Origin of the sequence: Caballeronia fortuita, from assembly GCF_001544835.2 — a bacterium.
GTDB lineage: Bacteria > Pseudomonadota > Gammaproteobacteria > Burkholderiales > Burkholderiaceae > Caballeronia > Caballeronia fortuita.
In genome coordinates this window covers 905,945-922,615 of record NZ_FCNX02000001.1, presented here as the reverse complement: position 1 = coordinate 922,615, position 16,671 = coordinate 905,945, and the positions used below count along the sequence as shown (strand labels likewise).

16 protein-coding genes are annotated in these 16,671 nt (G+C 63.1%); 8 read left to right on the top strand and 8 right to left on the bottom strand.

What is annotated here, in order from left to right; genetic code table 11:
• Positions 1-227: 227 nt before the first annotated feature.
• Positions 228-1,772: an FGGY-family carbohydrate kinase gene (locus AWB77_RS04275; RefSeq protein ID WP_061133078.1), complete on the bottom strand. Its 1,545-nt coding sequence runs from the start codon at positions 1,770-1,772 to the stop codon at positions 228-230.
• A gap of 319 nt (positions 1,773-2,091) precedes the next feature.
• On the opposite strand from AWB77_RS04275, the gene dalD reads away from it, so the two are divergent.
• From dalD to AWB77_RS04260, 3 genes are all read left to right on the top strand, one after another.
• Positions 2,092-3,471, top strand: a complete 1,380-nt coding sequence (gene dalD / locus AWB77_RS04270; RefSeq protein WP_061133077.1) for a D-arabinitol 4-dehydrogenase — start codon at positions 2,092-2,094, stop codon at positions 3,469-3,471.
• A 172-nt stretch (positions 3,472-3,643) separates the two neighbouring features.
• Complete coding sequence (gene xylB / locus AWB77_RS04265) at positions 3,644-5,125, top strand: xylulokinase (protein WP_061133076.1); 1,482 nt, start codon at positions 3,644-3,646, stop codon at positions 5,123-5,125.
• Positions 5,126-5,838: 713 nt separating this feature from the next.
• On the top strand, positions 5,839-6,786 hold the full coding sequence (locus AWB77_RS04260) for a sugar-binding transcriptional regulator (protein WP_061133075.1): 948 nt from the start codon (positions 5,839-5,841) through the stop codon (positions 6,784-6,786).
• A 4-nt stretch (positions 6,787-6,790) separates the two neighbouring features.
• On the opposite strand, the gene AWB77_RS04255 is transcribed toward AWB77_RS04260, so the two are convergent.
• The 7 genes from AWB77_RS04255 to AWB77_RS04225 form a co-directional block, all read right to left on the bottom strand.
• Positions 6,791-7,642: an MOSC domain-containing protein gene (locus AWB77_RS04255; protein WP_061133074.1), complete on the bottom strand. Its 852-nt coding sequence runs from the start codon at positions 7,640-7,642 to the stop codon at positions 6,791-6,793.
• Positions 7,643-7,759: 117 nt separating this feature from the next.
• A complete protein-coding gene (locus AWB77_RS04250) occupies positions 7,760-8,896 on the bottom strand; it encodes an ABC transporter ATP-binding protein (RefSeq protein ID WP_061133073.1) in 1,137 nt (378 codons plus the stop codon).
• Positions 8,897-8,942: 46 nt separating this feature from the next.
• Complete coding sequence (locus AWB77_RS04245) at positions 8,943-9,656, bottom strand: HAD family hydrolase (RefSeq protein WP_061133072.1); 714 nt, start codon at positions 9,654-9,656, stop codon at positions 8,943-8,945.
• A gap of 10 nt (positions 9,657-9,666) precedes the next feature.
• Positions 9,667-10,518, bottom strand: coding sequence for a carbohydrate ABC transporter permease (locus tag AWB77_RS04240; protein ID WP_061133071.1), 852 nt, complete (start codon positions 10,516-10,518; stop codon positions 9,667-9,669).
• Positions 10,515-11,453, bottom strand: a complete 939-nt coding sequence (locus AWB77_RS04235) for a carbohydrate ABC transporter permease (RefSeq protein ID WP_061133070.1) — start codon at positions 11,451-11,453, stop codon at positions 10,515-10,517. Before AWB77_RS04235 ends, AWB77_RS04240 begins: the two co-directional genes overlap by 4 nt.
• Before the next feature lie 63 nt (positions 11,454-11,516).
• Positions 11,517-12,881 carry an ABC transporter substrate-binding protein gene (locus AWB77_RS04230; RefSeq protein ID WP_096031079.1) on the bottom strand — a complete coding sequence of 455 codons (1,365 nt, stop codon included), beginning with the start codon at positions 12,879-12,881 and terminating at the stop codon, positions 11,517-11,519.
• Positions 12,882-13,130: 249 nt separating this feature from the next.
• Positions 13,131-13,904, bottom strand: a complete 774-nt coding sequence (locus AWB77_RS04225; protein WP_061133069.1) for an L-iditol 2-dehydrogenase — start codon at positions 13,902-13,904, stop codon at positions 13,131-13,133.
• A gap of 554 nt (positions 13,905-14,458) precedes the next feature.
• Between AWB77_RS04225 and AWB77_RS35595 the strand changes: the two genes are divergently transcribed.
• The 5 genes from AWB77_RS35595 to AWB77_RS04200 all read left to right on the top strand — a co-directional run bounded on the left by AWB77_RS35595 (position 14,459) and on the right by AWB77_RS04200 (position 16,648).
• Entirely contained in the window at positions 14,459-14,677 is a 219-nt protein-coding gene (locus AWB77_RS35595; protein WP_157694745.1) for a hypothetical protein, read from the top strand.
• A 54-nt stretch (positions 14,678-14,731) separates the two neighbouring features.
• Positions 14,732-15,067, top strand: coding sequence for a hypothetical protein (locus AWB77_RS04215; protein WP_157694744.1), 336 nt, complete (start codon positions 14,732-14,734; stop codon positions 15,065-15,067).
• 16 nt (positions 15,068-15,083) lie between these two features.
• Positions 15,084-15,527: a hypothetical protein gene (locus AWB77_RS35590; protein WP_061133066.1), complete on the top strand. Its 444-nt coding sequence runs from the start codon at positions 15,084-15,086 to the stop codon at positions 15,525-15,527.
• Positions 15,528-15,565: 38 nt separating this feature from the next.
• Positions 15,566-16,042 (top strand): Lcl C-terminal domain-containing protein, encoded by a 477-nt coding sequence (locus AWB77_RS04205; RefSeq protein WP_157694743.1) that lies wholly within the window; start codon positions 15,566-15,568, stop codon positions 16,040-16,042.
• A gap of 147 nt (positions 16,043-16,189) precedes the next feature.
• Positions 16,190-16,648 (top strand): Fur family transcriptional regulator, encoded by a 459-nt coding sequence (locus AWB77_RS04200; RefSeq protein WP_061133064.1) that lies wholly within the window; start codon positions 16,190-16,192, stop codon positions 16,646-16,648.
• Positions 16,649-16,671 lie beyond the last annotated feature (23 nt).

Here is a 16,671-nt window from a genome sequence, read left to right as displayed (position 1 = left end):
AAGCTGCTTTCTTTGGTTACTTTCTTTGCAGCAGCAAAGAAAGTGACTGCCGCCCCGCACAGGGGCAGTGCTAATAGACCGAAAAGAAATCAGGATTCCATAAAAGAATCAGCAGTGCGACCGTGCGCAAGCCACGCCCGGCGACGAGGGCAACTGTCAGGCGAGTGCCACTGAGGACAAGAGCACTACCCAAACTCCGTGCGACCGCGGGCCGCCAAAAGAACCCCTCATACATCCCGCAACCGATGCATTAACCCCTTCAAAGCCGGATAAAGATCGAGATAAACGCCGAACCGTTCCCCATACACCCTTTGCCGTTCAGAATCAGGCTGCGCACGCTCAACCAGCGTAACCCACCCACCTTCGGCGACTTCTCTCGCCACAAGCCCCACAGCTAGAGCGGCAAGCAACGCCGCCCCCATCGCCGCTTCGACATCTTGCTCGATCGAAAGCACCGGATACCCGGTCACATCCGCGATGATCTGCATCCACAAATCCGAATGCGCCGCGCCGCCCACGACGATCAGCCGGTCATCGAGCGATTGCGCGCCTCGCCGCCCCGCCTCCATGTTGTGCTTCAGCGCGAACGCAACGCCCTCGAGCACCGCGCGATAAAGCGTCGCCCGCGTATGAAACAGGCTCAGCCCGACGAACGTCCCGCTCGCGCGCGCATCCCAGACCGGGCTGCGTTCGCCCATCAGATACGGCAGAAACACGACGCCGTCCGATCCCGCCGCAACCTTCGACGCCGCCTCCTCCAGCAAGCGATGCGGATCGCCATCCGGCATCGTCTTCGCCGCGGCAATCTCTCCCTGGCAGAACTGATCGCGATACCACGCGACGCACTGCCCCGCCGTGCTCGCGCCGCCGAACACATAGAGATCGTGGCGTCCGTTGTAGACGTGCGGCATCGACACGAGTCCGTGACTCGCATCGACAGTCTGGTTGATGTAGCCCCAGCACATGCTCGTGCCGATCATCGCAACGTGATGACCCGCCTTCGTCACGCCCGCCGCGAACGTCGCGACCGCCGCATCGACGCCGCCCGCGACGATCGGCGTGCCCGCCGGCAGACCGAGCCCGTCCGCCCATTGCGGCAACAGCCCGCCCACCACGTCCGACGATTCGACGAGCCGCTGCGGCATCATCGACGCGGGAATGCCGAGCATGCCAAGCGCTTCCTCCGACCACGCGCGCCTGGCGACGTCATACACGCCGCCGAGATTGCCCGCCGAACTGTGATCGACGGCAAGCTCGCCCGTCAGACGCTGAATCACGAACGCATTGGGCGGCAGAAAGTAGCGCGTCTTCTGCCACACGTCCGGCCGATGCTCGCGCAGCCACAACATCTTCGTGAAGCCGTAGTAACTGTCGATGCCGTTGCCCGTGATCGTTTCCAGCCGCTTTACGTCGACGTTTTCGCGCACCCAGTCGACTTCCGCCGTCGCACGCCGGTCCATCCAGATGAGGCACGGATAAAGCGGCTCCATGTTCTCGTCGACAGGTATGCCCGAGCCGCCATACAAGCTGCTCACGCACAGCGACTTCACGTCGGATGCGGCGACGCCACGCTCGCGCGCCTTCGCGACGACGCCCGCGATGCACGCCGTCACGGCATCGAACCAGACCGACGGCCACTGCTCCGCCCACAACGGCTTCGGCGTATCGGGATGATAGGCGCTCGAATGCTGCGCGACGATCGCGCCACTGGTATCGACGAGCAGCGCCTTCGTGCTCTGCGTGCCGATGTCGATGCCGATCACGTAATCCATGTCCGTCTCCCGCGTTGTGTTTTTCCGCCTATCGTTAAAGGCGTCGAATGGCATCTGGCTCACGCACCTTCGTTCAAGGGCCATCGGCTTGACTATCCGGGTTATTCCCGATCCGGCCGCATCGGCGTAACCGGAGCGTCGCGCGGCGCGCGAATTGCGCCGTCCGCATGACGCATCGCGCCTTGACTTTCGTTCGGGCGAATACGATCATTCGATCATAGAGAGAGCAAATGTTCACTTCGCATCGACCGCCATTGCGCGTCGTGCGATCCGCCGTCCGCGAAGAACGGGCGCACCGCCAATCAGAGGAAGAGACGACATGACGAACGAAGCCAACGTGATCCTGCACATCGGCGCCGGGTCTTTTCATCGCGCGCATCAGGCGTGGTATCTGCATCGACTGAACGAGTCGGGCGACAACACGTGGTCGCTCGCCGTCGGCAATATTCGCGGCGACATGAACGCCGTGCTCGATGCGCTCGCCGCGCAGAACGGCGCGTACACGCTGGAAACGGTCACGCCGCAAGGCGAGCGCGAATACGAGACGATCCGCGCGATCAAGAAGGTCGTGCCGTGGTCGGCGGATCTGGCCGAACTCATCGCCGTGGGCGCGGACCCGAAGACGAAGATCGTGTCGTTCACCGTCACCGAAGGCGGCTATTACCTGGACGAACACGACAAGCTCGACACCGCCAACGCCGATCTCGCCGCCGATCTCAGAGGCGGCAAGACCACGATCTACGGCGCGCTCGCCGCGATCCTCGATGCGCGCATGAAAAGCGGCGCGGGCAAGGTGTCGCTGCAAAACTGCGACAACCTGCGCAGCAACGGCGACCGCTTCAAGGCCGGGATGCTCGAATTTCTCGAACGGCGCGGAGAAACCGCGCTGCGCGAGTGGATGATCGCGAATGCCTCGTGTCCGAACGCGATGGTCGACCGCATCACGCCCCGCCCGACGCCCGATGTCGCCGAGCGCGTGAAGGCCGCGACCGGCTTCGACGACCGCGCACCCGTGATGGGCGAGAAGTTCATCCAGTGGGTGATCGAGGACAACTTCATCGCCGGGCGGCCCGCGTGGGAGAAGGTCAGCGCGGAGATGGTCGAGTCGGTGCATCCGTACGAGGAAGCGAAAATCCGCATCCTCAATGCGAGCCATAGCTGCATCGCGTGGGCGGGCACGCTCGTCGGGCTGCAATACATTCACGAAGGCACGCAGGACATGGAAATCCGCGCGCTCGCCGACGCCTACGTGACCGACGACGTGATCCCCTGCCTCACGCCGAGCCCGATCGATCTCGCGAAGTATCGCGACGTCGTGCTCGACCGCTTCAGCAATCCGTATATCAAGGACACGAACCAGCGGGTCGCGGCCGATGGCTTTTCGAAGCTGCCGGGTTTCATCGCGCCGACGCTGTCCGAATGTTTCGCGCGCAGGACCGATCCCGAATCGACCGCAATCCTGCCCGCGCTCTTCTTCCGCTTCCTCGAACGCTGGCACGAAGGCAAGCTGCCTTACACCTATCAGGACGGCGTGATGGATCCGGCGGTCGCGCACGCGTTCTTCACGGCGCCCGATCCGGTGAAGGCGTTCACGGACGACAAGCTGCTGTGGGGCAGCATGGCGCAGACCGAAGGCCTCGAACGCGTGATGCGAGGGGCCGTCGCGAAGGTCGATGCGTGGCTCGCGAACCGGCCATAACGTCGACGTTATCGCCACGTTAATCGCAATCGTGCATCGCAAGCCGCGCCGCTCGGGTAATGTGCCCATGGCGCGGCGCGCCGCGTGGCGTTAAATTAGCGCCTCTCGCGGCATCGGCAATACGCCTCTCTTTACGGCCGGCCACGCCCCGGCAACGACAAAGGGTCCGTTCATGTACTTAGGCATCGACCTCGGCACCTCCGAAGTGAAAGTGCTGCTGCTCGCGAGCGACGGCAGCGTCATCGGCACGGCGGGCACGCCGTTCACCGTATCGCGTCCGAAGCCGCGCTGGTCGGAGCAGAATCCGCTCGACTGGTGGCAAGGCACGCGCGCCGCGCTTTTCAAGCTCCGCGAAAATTTTCCCGATGAGTTCGCGCAGGTGCGCGGCATTGGCCTGTCCGGTCAGATGCATGGCGCGGTGCTGCTCGACTCGCAGGACAACGTGCTGCGCCCCGCGATCCTGTGGAACGACATGCGCAGCGACAAGGAGTGCGCCGAACTCTACGAGCGCGCGCCGAATCTGCATCAGATCGCCGGCAATCTGGCGATGCCCGGCTTCACCGCGCCGAAGCTGCTCTGGGTCGCGCACAACGAGCCGGAAATCTTCAAGCAGACCGCGTGCGTGCTGCTGCCGAAGGATTATTTACGGATGCATCTGACGGGCACGAAAGTGTCCGATCCGTCCGATGCCGCCGGCACGCTCTGGCTCGACGTCGCGCGGCGCGACTGGTCCGACGAGTTGCTCGCGGCATGCAGCATGTCGCGCCAGCAGATGCCGTCGCTCGCGGAAGGCAGCGAGCCGTCGGGCACGTTGCGGCCCGAACTCGCGCGCGAACTCGGTCTGCGCGAAGGCGTGATCGTCGCGGCGGGCGGCGGCGACAATGCGGCGAGCGCGGTGGGCATCGGCGCGACCGATCCGGGCGACGGCTTCCTGTCGCTCGGCACGTCGGGCGTGCTGTGCGTGATCGGCGATCGATTCCGGCCGAATCCGGCATCGGCGGTGCATGCGTTCTGTCATGCGATTCCGGATCGCTGGCATCAGATGAGCGTGGTGCTGTCGGCGGCGAGTTGCCTGCGCTGGGTGTGCAAGCTGACTTCGACGGACGAGCCGACGCTGCTCGCGGAAATCGAAGCCTTGCCCGCCGACATTTTGCCGTCCGCGCCGTTGTTTCTGCCGTATCTGAGCGGCGAGCGCACGCCGCACAACGATCCGTATGCGCAGGGCGTGTTTTTCGGCATGACGCACGCGACCGATCGCGCGTTGCTCGGCTATTCGGTGCTGGAGGGCGTGACGCTTTCTTTGACCGATGGCCTCGATGCGCTGGAGTCGGCGGGTACGCAGGCGCGTGCGCTGTCGATGCTCGGAGGGGGTGCGCGCAGCGCGTACTGGGCGCAGATGTTCGCCGATGCCTTCGATACCCCGACACGCACGCACGGCGGCGGCGAGACGGGCGCGGCGCTGGGTGCGGCGCGGCTCGGCTGGCTCGCGGCGGGCGGCGATCCTTCTATCGTGCTTGCCAAGCCCGAGATCAGGCGGGAGTTCACGCCGAATCCCGAGCGGCATGCTTTGCTGCGGCAGCGGTTGAAAGGGTTTCGGGAGTTGTATCAGCATGTGCGGCCTTTGTTCGATCCGGCGCGGCCGAGGTTGGCTTGATTTTGTGGTTCGGGTGGGCTTTTATGGTTTAGTGAGCTTCTTTTTTGTCGCCGGATCCCGGTTTCTTGGTGGTCTATTAGCACTGCCCCTGTGCGGGGCGGCAGTCACTTTCTTTGCTGCTGCAAAGAAAGTAACCAAAGAAAGCAGCTTTTTTAGGCCCGCGGTCACACGCACGTTGGGTAGTTCTCTCGTCCACGGTGGCACTCGCCTAAAGAGTGTCCTCGTAGGACGAAGCGGACTTGGATCGCGCACGGTCTGACTAGCCATAACGCCAAGGACGCGGGTTCAGCACGAAACAGTTGCGGCACAGCGCTACCCGCTGCCGTCGGGTCCACAAAGGAAACCAACGAGCAGCATGTGCAGTGAGATAGAGACGTAAGTAGAGAAGCACGCGCATCCCCGATTGACCCATCGGCCGCGAAGCCGGCCGGAGCTATTTGGTGCTGAACCAACGAGCCATGCGTCGCGATAAATCAGACCGTGCGCGAGCCAAGCCCGGTGATTGTGATGAGGGCACTCGTTAGGCGAGTGCCACCTTGGACGAGAGAACTATCCAAACTGCGTGTGACCGCGGGCGTGACAGAAGCTGCTTTCTTTGGTTACTTTCTTTGCAGCAGCAAAGAAAGTGACTGCCGCCCCGCACAGGGGCAGTGCTAATAGACCGACAACAAACCGGGATCCGGCGAAAAAAAACCCGCAAAAAAAAAACCCCAGTGCCCAAATCCACAGAAAAACTCGACCTGGCAACACGCGCAGCGTGGCTCTACTACGTCGCCGGCAATACCCAAAACGAGATCGCCGAGAAGCTTCAGATCTCGCGCCCGGTGGCCCAGCGCCTCGTCGCGTTCGCGGTCGAAAAAAACCTGATCCGCGTGCGCGTCGATCATCGCATCGCCGATTGTCTGTCGCTCGCGAAGGCGCTCAGCGACCGCTACGGCCTCGCGATGTGCGAAGTCGTGCCCATCGACGGCGACGCGCCCGAACAGGTCGACCGCAAGCTCGCCGTCGCGGGCGCGCAAGTGATGGAACGCTATCTGCTCGAAGAGAAACCGCTCGTCGTGTCGATCGGCAGCGGACGCACGCTCAAAGCCTGCGTCGCGCAGATCGGACAGATCGACCGGCCGCAGCATCGTTTCGTGTCGATGGTCGGCGCCATCGCGCAAGACGGCTCGTCGAACCGCTACGACGTCGCGCAGCAGCTATCGGAAAAGACCGGTGGCAAGCACTTCATGCTGCCCGCGCCGCTCATGGCCGACAGCGAAACCGAACGCGCGCAGTGGGTCAATCACCGGCTGTATCGCATCGTCAGCGAACTCGCGCAACAGGCGGACGTGGCGTTCGTCGGCATCGGCAACGTGGGCGTGAACTGCCCGCTGCACGAAGACGGCTTCATCACGCGCGCGGAAGTGGACGAGTTGATGTCGGCGGGCGCCGTCGCCGAATGGCTCGGCCTGCCGATCGATTCGAACGGCGAACGCGTGAGCTCGAAGACCGGCGCGCGCGTGACGAGCCTCAAGCTCGATACACCGCCCAAACGCCCGACGATCGGTTTCGCAGGCGGCCAGCGAAAGCGCGACGCGCTGATCGCCGCGTTGAAGGGACAATGGCTGTCCGGACTCGTAACCGACGAATTGTGCGCGAAAGCCGCGCTCGACGCCTGAACGCTCAGAACTCGATCTCCGCATCCACCGCCCGCCCGACCTCAAGCGCCACGCCCTCGCCCTCCAGCACGATCGCGTTCTTGCCGAAGGTGAGCGCGCCGTCGAACTGCTCGCTGCCGCGATACGCGCTCATCGTGTCGAGCGGTTCGTGCGGCCATGCCGGATTCGGCGCGCCCGTGTCCTGATCGATCGATGGAATCGGGCAGCGCGTGCAGAGCTTGACGAGCCGCAACTGCACGTCGCCGATCCGCATCTCGCCGACATGATCCTCGTCGTAGGCATCGAGCCCGTCGATCACGAGATTCGGACGGAAGCGATTCGCCGCGATGCCCGGGGCGCCTTTGGCCGAGAGGCGCGCGTTCAGATCGTCGAGCGATGCCTGACTCACCACCAGCAACGGGAACTGATCCGCGAAACGCGTTTGCGTGACGTGCGGCGCGGTCCATTTGTCGCTGACATCGCGGCGCGCTGACGGCGCGAAACGCGCGAGCCGCGCCGGCAGGCCGAGGAACGCGCTGAACCATTGCGCAGTCTGCTCGCCGGTGTCGAGCGCATCGACGGTGTCGCGCCAGACCGTTGCGCGCATCGGCTTCGCATCGACGAGTGCTTCGGCTTGCAAGGGCGTGCGCAGCGTCGCCATGCCGGGCGCATCGATGACGAGCTCGTCGCCGTCGAACGCGGTGCGGATCAACGCCATGCGCGCGTGCGCGCGCTGCGTGAGCATGCCGCCCGCCGGATCGGTCACCATCCAGTGACGATCGTATTCGAGGCCGGTCTCGAAGAGCGTCGCGCGATGCAGCGAAATGCCCGCGCAGGACTTGATCGGATAGACGAAGATTTCGTGAAGGACGGGCATGGCGATAGTGGGAAGGCCGCCGCTCATCGGATGTGACCGGTCGTGAACGCAGATTATGCAGTGCCTCAAAAAAACACGGCGCCGTCCTCCCGGACGGCGCCGCATCTGCAAGATTCGTCAAGCCGCCGTCGCGTGCTCCCGCAACCATGAATCGACGACCTTCCTCGTATAAGCCTGCCCTTCCGCGTTGAACAGATGGCAATGCTCCGGCGACGCGCCGAGTTTCAGCTTCTCACCGCGCGCGTGCTTTTCCAGCGGCGGAATGCGCGAAATCAGGCCGTCAGGCGCGACTTCGGTTTCGGCATAGAGATACGCCGCGTCGCCGAGCGTCTCGACCGTCATCGCCGATGCGGAGAGGCCGTAATCGCCCGCTTCCGGCGAATTCGGCTGAAGATGCTCGGGACGAACGCCGACCGTCACCGCATCGCCGGGCTTTGCATTGCCCGGCAGCACGCCGACGAGTTGCGTCTCGCCCGTCGCGTACTTCACGAGCACGCCGTCGTTCTGCACGGCGGCGATCGTGCCCGACAGAAAATTCATCTTCGGCGAGCCGATAAAGCCCGCGACGAAGCGGTTCGCCGGCGCGTGATACAGCGTGTTCGGCGTGCCGACCTGCTCGATATTTCCCGCCGACAACACGACGATCTTGTCCGCGAGCGTCATCGCTTCGACCTGATCGTGCGTCACGTAGATCATCGTCGTCTTGAGATCGTCGTGCAGGCGCGCGAATTCGAGGCGCATCTTCACGCGCAGCGCGGCATCGAGGTTCGAGAGCGGTTCGTCGAAGAGAAACACCTTCGGCTTGCGCGTGATCGCGCGCCCGATCGCCACGCGCTGACGCTGGCCGCCGGAAAGCTGCTTCGGCTTGCGATCGAGCAGATGGTCGATGTGCAGGATCTTAGCGGCGTTCTTCACGGCGGCATCGATCGCGGGCTTCTTCTCGCCCGCGAGCTTGAGGCCGAACGCCATGTTGTCGTAGAGCGTCATGTGCGGATAGAGCGCGTACGACTGGAACACCATCGCGATGCCGCGCTTGGCGGGCGCCAGCTCGTTCACGCGCGCGTTGTCGATCATCAGGTCGCCGCCGCTGATGTCTTCCAGACCCGCGATCATGCGCATCAAGGTCGACTTGCCGCAGCCCGACGGGCCCACGAACACGACGAACTCGCCGTCGTTGATATCGAGGTTGATGTTGCGCATCACCTCGGTCTCTTCATAACGCTTGCTGATGTTGCGCAGTGTCAGGCTAGCCATGGTGTGTGTCTCCCAGTCTTCATTCGCGATGCGATCAACGCCTTCGCTATCTGATTTCGAACGTCGCGTTCTGCAGCCATTGCTCGACGAGCGCGGGCAGCCGCGCCATGTCGTCGAAAACCGCCTGCGCGCCCGCTTTTTCCAGCGCGCCGATCTGTCCTTCGCTCGCATGTCCGCCGCCGATGAAACCCAGCACCGGCATGCCCGCCGCGCGCGCCGCCGTCACGCCGGTCACGCTATCCTCGACGACGAGGCAGCGCAGCGGATCGATACGCATCGCCCGCGCCGCCGCCAGATACACGTCGGGCGCGGGCTTCGGATTGGCGACCATATCCGCGCAGAAACGCCGCTCGCCAAAGAAGCGCAAGAGGCCCGTGCGCTGCAGCACGGCATCGACGTAAGTCGAAAAGCTGTTGCTCGCGCACGCCTTCGTAAATGGCACGGCCGCGAGCGCCTCCGCGATGCCCGGCACGGTCGGCGCCTCTATCGCCGCCGCTTCGACCGCGCGCCGGATCGCGACGACCTGATCGTGCGTGAGCGTGCGGTTGACCGTATCGGCGGCGCTCGCGAGCACGGCCTCGATGCGCAGGCCGAGCAGCGGCATCACGACCGGCTCGACATCGACGCCCGGCCACAGCGCCTGCAATTCGGTGACGAGCATGCGCGCCGCCACCGTTTCGCTGTCGATCAGCACGCCGTCGCAATCGCAGATCAGCAGACGATCTTCCAGATCGGCCTCTCGGGATGGAGTCAGATTCACGAGCGCGCCCTCACTTCACCGCGCCGAACGTCAGGCCGCGGACCAGTTGCTTCTGCGAGACCCAGCCGACGATCAGAATCGGCGCGACCGCGAGCAGCGAAGCCGCCGAGAGCTTCGCCCAGAACAAGCCTTCCGGACTCGAATACGACGCGATGAAGACCGTGAGCGGCGCCGCGTTCGAGCTCGACAGGTTGATGCTCCAGAAGGCCTCGTTCCACGACAGGATGATGAGCAGAAGACCCGTCGATGCGAGACCCGGCAGCGCCATCGGCATGAGCAGATAGACGATTTCCTGCCACGTCGTCGCGCCGTCGATGCGGCCCGCTTCCAGAATGTCCTTCGGCACTTCGTTGAAGTACGTGTAGGCCATCCACACCGCGATCGGCAGATTGATCAGCGTGTAGACGATGACGAGCCCGGACACGGTATCGAGCAGGCCCGTGTTCTTCCACAAGAGATAGATCGGCACGAGCACGCCGACCGACGGCATCATCTTCGTCGACAGCATCCACAGCAGCACGGATTGCGTTTTCTTCGTCGGGAAGAAGGCCATCGCGTAGGCGCACGGCACGGCGAGAATCAGGCAGAGCACCGTGACGCCGACCGAGATCAGCACCGAATTCCACGCAAAGCCGAAGTAATTGCTGCGCGCGAATACTTCGCGGAAGCTGTCGAGCGTCGGCGTGAAGAAGAGCGACGACGAATACGCCTGCTGCTCGGTCTTGAACGCGGTGATCGTCATCCAGAAGATCGGGAAGAACAGCAGGATCGAAACGATCCACGCGACGATGCCGGGCACGATGTTCTTCGCATGGCCGAGCGCGGTGGTCCGCGGCGGGACATTGACCGATTGCGTGCTCATGACTCGTACTCCCCTTTGAGGTTCTTCGCGAGCATTCTCACGAGGAAGAACGCGACGATGTTGGCGAGAATCACCGCGAGGATGCCGCCCGCCGATGCGAGGCCGACGTCGAACTGCTGAAGACCGAGCGCATAGATCAGGTAAGACAGGTTGGTCGTCGCGGTGCCGGGGCCGCCGCCCGTCGTCGTGTAGATTTCCGCGAAGATCGACAGCAGGAAGATGGTTTCCATCATCACGACGACCGCGACCGCGCGCCTCAGATGCGGCAGCGTGATGAAGAAGAACATCGCGAACGGACCCGCGCCGTCGATGCGCGCCGCTTCCTTCTGCTCCTGGTCGAGCGATTGGATCGCCGTGAAGAGAATCAGGAACGCGAACGGCAGCCATTGCCACGCGACGATCACGATCACCGCGAAGAGCGGATAGTCGGCGAACCAGTCGATCGGCTGCATGCCCATCGAGCGCATGAGCCCCGCGATCAGCCCGTACACCGGATGCAGGATCATGTTCTTCCAGATGAGCGCGGAGACCGTGGGCATCACGAAGAACGGCGCGATCACGAGCAGCCGCGCGATGCCCTGACCGAAAAACTTGCGATCGAACAGCACAGCGAGCAGCACGCCGCCGACGACCGTGATGACGAGCACCGACAGGATCAGCGTCAGCGTATGACCGATCGACGGCCCGAACGCGGGATCGGTGACGAGGAACTCGAAGTTGTCGAAACCCGCGAAGCCTTTGACATCGGGATTGAGCAGGTTGTAGCGCGAGAACGAGAACCAGATCGTCATCGCGAGCGGAATGGCCATCCACAGGAAGAGCAGTCCGGTCGATGGCGAGATCAGCCATCGCACCGACTTCGCGCGCCGCTTGTCGCGTTCGGCGGCGGACTCCTCCAGATGATGATCGGTGATGGGGGGATTCAGTTGACTCATCGTGTCACCTCTCGATGATGCTTCGCGGGCCGCGTCACGCGACGCGGCCCGTTACAACGGACCTTACTTCTGGTAGCCCGCCTGCTTCACGGCGCGATCCGCCGCCGCGTTCGCGGCCTTCAACGCCTGATCGACGCTCGTCTGACCCGCGACGACGCCCGCGATTGACTGGCCGACCACCGTGCCGAACGACTGGAACTCCGGAATGCCGACGAACTGGATGCCGCTATAGGGCACCTTGTGCAGCGTCGCGTCGTTCGGATCGGCGGATTCGATCGCCTTCAGCACGAAGTCGCCGAACGGCGCGGCCTGCTTGTACTCCGGACGCGCATACGTCGACTTGCGCGTGCCCGGCGGCACGGAGGCCCAGCCTTCGTCCTTGCCGACCATCTCGATGTATTCCTTCGACGTCGCCCACGCGGCGAACTTCTTCGCGGCGTCCTGCTGCTTTGACGTCTTCGGAATCGCGAGCGACCACGACCACAGCCAGTGCGAGCCCTTCGGCGTGACCGCGACGGGCGCGGCCGCGAAGCCGATCTTGTCCGACACCTGCGATTGCGCCTTGTTGTAGAGCATGCCGGCGGCGACCGTCGCGTCGATCCACATCGCGCACTTGCCCGACGACATCAGCGTGAGGTTCTCGTTGAAGCCGTTCGAGCTGGCTCCCGGCGGGCCGTCGTTCTTCAGCAGATCGGCGTAGAAGCCGACTGCTTTTTTCCACTCGGGCGTGTCGAGCTGCGCCTGCCACTTCTCGTTGAACCATTCGCCGCCGAACGTATTCACGACCGTCGACACGTACGCCATGTTCTCGCCCCAGCCTGCCTTGCCGCGCAGGCAGATGCCGTACTGGCCTTTGGACTTGTCGGTGAGCTTGTCGGCGAACTGCTTGATCTGGTCGTAGGTCGGCTGGTCGGGCATCTTGAGGCCGGCCGCCTGGAACAGGTCCTTGCGGTAATACGTCATCGAGCTTTCGACGTAGAACGGCAGCGCATACAGCACGCCGCCCGACGAGAGGCCGTCGCGCGCGGTCTTCACGACATCGTCGAGATCGTAGCTGGCGGGCAGGTTGGTCATCGGCGAAAGCCAGCCGCGCTTGCCCCACTGCGGTGCCTCGTAGGTGCCGATGGTCACCACGTCGAACTGGCCGCTATTGGTCGTGATGTCGGTCGTGGCGCGCTGGCGCAGCACGTTCTCTTCGAGAATCACCCAGTTCAGCTTGATGTCGGGATTGGCTTTTTCGAACGCGGGCGAGAGCTTCTTCAGCTCGATGATGTCCGGATTGTTGAGCGTCGCGATGGTGATGGTCGCCGCATGCGCCGACAACGGCACGAGCGCCGCCGCGGCCAGCGCGGCAGACAGCGCGCCCGCGACGAACGGAGCGCGGCGTGCGCGCGGTTGTGCTCGAACGATGCGTTGAGTGCGTTTCATAAGAGTTCGTCTCCTTTTTGTTGGCACGGGCGCCGCCGATGATCGCGCTGCATGACCTCGAAACGCCGTGTATGCCTGCCTGCTTTTGAAGGTGCGCGATCGTGGAATCGCGTGGTTGCCGGGGTCTTGCCTTGCCGCACTTCGCACTTCGCACGTCGAGCGCATTCGCCGCGACGCCGTTTCACTATAGACGGTGCTTCCCGCGCTTCAAGCCGCGCATGTCGGGATGCCGGGCACGCGCGCGTTGCGTCAGCTCATCCAATTGCCGCCGTCGACGTTGATCGTCTGCGCGGTGATGTAGTCCGAATCCGATGACGCCAGAAAGAGCGCCGCGCCCGTCAGATCGGCGGGCACGCCCATGCGCCCGAGCGGCACTTCTTCGCCGACGAGCCGCTTCTTCTCGCCGAGCGGACGGTTTTCATAGCGCGCGAAGAGCGCATCGACTTCCTTCCACATCGGGGTATCGACGACGCCTGGCGCGATGCCGTTCACGTTGATGCGCTCTTTGGCGAGCGCGAGCGCCGCCGATTGCGTATAGCTGATCACCGCCGCCTTGGTCGCGCAGTAATGCGACACGAGCGCTTCGCCGCGCCGCCCGGCCTGCGATGACATGTTGATGATCTTGCCGCCGCGCCCCTGTTCGACCATGCGCTGCGCGACCGCCTGCATCAGGAAGAACATGCCTTTGACGTTGATCGCGAAGAGACGGTCGTAGACGTCCCAGGATTCGTCGAGGATCGGGCGCATGTCGAAGAGCGCCGCGTTATTGAAGAGAATGTCGATACCGCCGAAACGCTCGACGGTGCGCGTCACGATGCGTTCGATGTCTGCGCGCTGCGTGACGTCGGCCTTGAGCGCGAGCGCGTGCGCGGATACGTCCGCGAAGCGCTGGGCGATGTCGTCTTCGCTCTTCACATCGACGACCACGACTTGCGCCCCTTCTTCCAGATAGCGCCGGGCGACCGCCTCGCCGATGCCGCTCGCGGCGCCCGTGATGATCGCGACCTTGTCTTTCAGTCTCACCGATGTCTCCGATTCTTTTGCCTCGTTTCATCGCGGTGAGTGAACGCTCCGCGAATGAACAATTGCTCGCTGTTTGATCGAATGATCGGCTTTGTGTGTGATCGTGTCAAGGCGTCGATGAAGGTTTCGATGTTGCGACGCGCAAACCTCGGGAAAACCCGGTTGGTGCGCGTGGAAGGAGCAAGTGGCGTACCGCGAAGGTGATAACAGCCGCTCGCTCGAGATAAACCTGGGGAAAGCGCGATGTCAATGCGCGATCGGCGATAAACGTTTGGCACTATTTTGCATTCCCGATTACTACTAAGGCCCTACCATACCGACGCGTCTCCGAACGCTGGCTATCTCGCTTTCCCTAACACCTAAGAATGACAAGAATCAAACGCCATCGTGTTGTGCTGATGCTCAAGGCCGCACTCTTCCTGACGTCGGTAGCGGCCACCTCTGCGAACACGGCGACGAGAACGATCGAATCATCGCATCCGCCGTACATCGCGAAGATCGCGAATGGACAGCTCGTCTCGATCAATTTGCCGCCCCGAGTCCTTAAGCTCGATATGAGCGTCGCCAACTCGATCAAGTCCGAAACCGGCGAATTCAAGCCCGCGCGCTATTCTTTTCCGGCTGCTCGCGTTCCGCAGACGCTGCTCACCCATCTCACAGGAATCTACGGCTATGAACGCCGGCGCGATGTTCCCATCGTCTCGACGGGCGGAGACTGGGTCATCGCGGAATACTTCCGGGCCGGATCGCATGTTCCGGTCTCCCGTTTTTAGTTGCTGGGGAAACAGGTTCAACGGCAGGAACAACTCGATCACGCCGGAAAAGCCGTGAAAGTCGTCGTAGTCGGATGGGCGCGCGCATCGGCCGACGATAGCGACGAGAGCCTCGGCATCTCTCCGCTCGACGAAAGACCTGCTTGGATCCGCGTCTTCAAAGTGTTGCCGCATGCAAAGCCGCTGCTCGTCGCGCTCGCATGGCGTAAGAAACGCTTCGCGAGCGCGCCCGATACCTATGACGCGCCGAAAGACGACGAACTCGCGTACGGATTGCCGAACGGCGTCGTGAAGTGGCGAAACATGGAAGAGTTTGCCCACGCCGAAGGTATCGATCTGGAGGCCAGGAGTCTCTCGGGCGATCTACGTCGGCGACAAGCTCACCTTTGACGCGATACGTCGAGTCATGTACGCGCTTCTTTGCGCCGCCGCATTCGGGATCGCTTTGCTGCTGCCGCCGCACGTGGCTTTTGCGTACCTTGGCGAGGGCGCGTTGTCATCGTCGATGCCGGATCACTACTACGTCGGCAAGAAAGGCAATACCTACGAATACGCGAAGATTCCCGGCGACGACGTCGACGCAGAGCATCTGGTACTCGTCGAGTATATGGGCAGGAATCAACACAATGAACCGGTCGTGCGATATCAGGATGGCACGAGCAGCGGAACGCTGACCTGTTTCGACAAATGCCAGTTCGTGCGCGGCGCGACGCGCGTAGGCGGGAGACTCGTTCAAACCGGTCGTATCCGCATCACGAACGATCCGCTCATCAACGCGATCATGCACGACGCACGCATGGGACGGCTCGTCTCACAATCAACGGGCAAGCGCGGCTTGCCACCTCAATGAAACTCGCTCAATCAATCTCGTGCGCTCTCGCACTGCTCATGGCTTTGCTCTCTGGCCAGCCAAGTAAGGCTGCGTGTGTATCGAATGTCAAGACCCGCCTCGTATTACAAGGCGAATTCGCAGTTGATCGAAAGGCGGGTCTGATCTGGAAACGATGCGCCGTCGGACGGATGTGGGACACGCGTCGGCTGCGATGCACCGGTCAGCCAACAAGTCTGAGCCAGGATGACGCTCGGCTTGCGGCTCGACGCACAGGCCCTGGATGGCGCCTGCCAACGGGAGCCGAACTGGCCGCCCTTCGAGTCAACTCGTGCAACGGGCCGAAGATCGATATCAAGGCATTCCCAGATATTGCGCTTTCCGACTTCGGCGAAGGTGCGAAATTCTGGACTTCGACTACCGCGATGCCCGGCACGTTCTACTACGTCAACCTGACCGACGGCTCCGTGGACTTTCACAGCGCCGGCTTCTCACTGTCCGTACTTCTCGTCCGCACCGAGCCCGAGGGACGCTGAGCGCCACTTTTCGAGCGAAACGGCAAAGAAACAAATGACGCCGGGCTATGATACGTTATATCATCGCCACAATCCCCTGACGGGCGGCTCGCCCGCCCATGCATCAACCCTTTTCGCAAGCGCCGCGTCCGACGCGGCCCAGATGACATGACCGCATCCGTCGAAACCATGCTGGCGCGCGCCGAAGCGCTCGCCATCGAGCGCGGCGTCGCGCTGACGCCGCTGCGCCGCCAGGTGTACGAACTCGTGCTGAAGGCGCACAAGCCGATCGGCGCCTACGACCTCATCGACGAAATGGAGCCGCAGCGCGGCGCGCGCGTGCCGCCGACGACCGTGTATCGCGCGCTCGAATTTCTCGTCGAGAACGGCTTCGTGCATCGCATCGAATCGAAGAACGCGTTTATCGCGTGCTGCGACGCGGGCAAGCCGCACGAAAGCCAGTTCCTCATCTGCGACGAATGCGGCGACACGCTCGAGATCCAGGGGCGCGAGCTTGCGTCGTCGCTGTCGGCGAGTCCGCCCGCGCATGGCTTCAAAGTGCATCATCAGGTCGTCGAGCTGAGCGGACTGTGCGCCGACTGCCAGCGGAAGCATCGCGGCGCGTGAATCGCTACGCGTCGAGAACAACT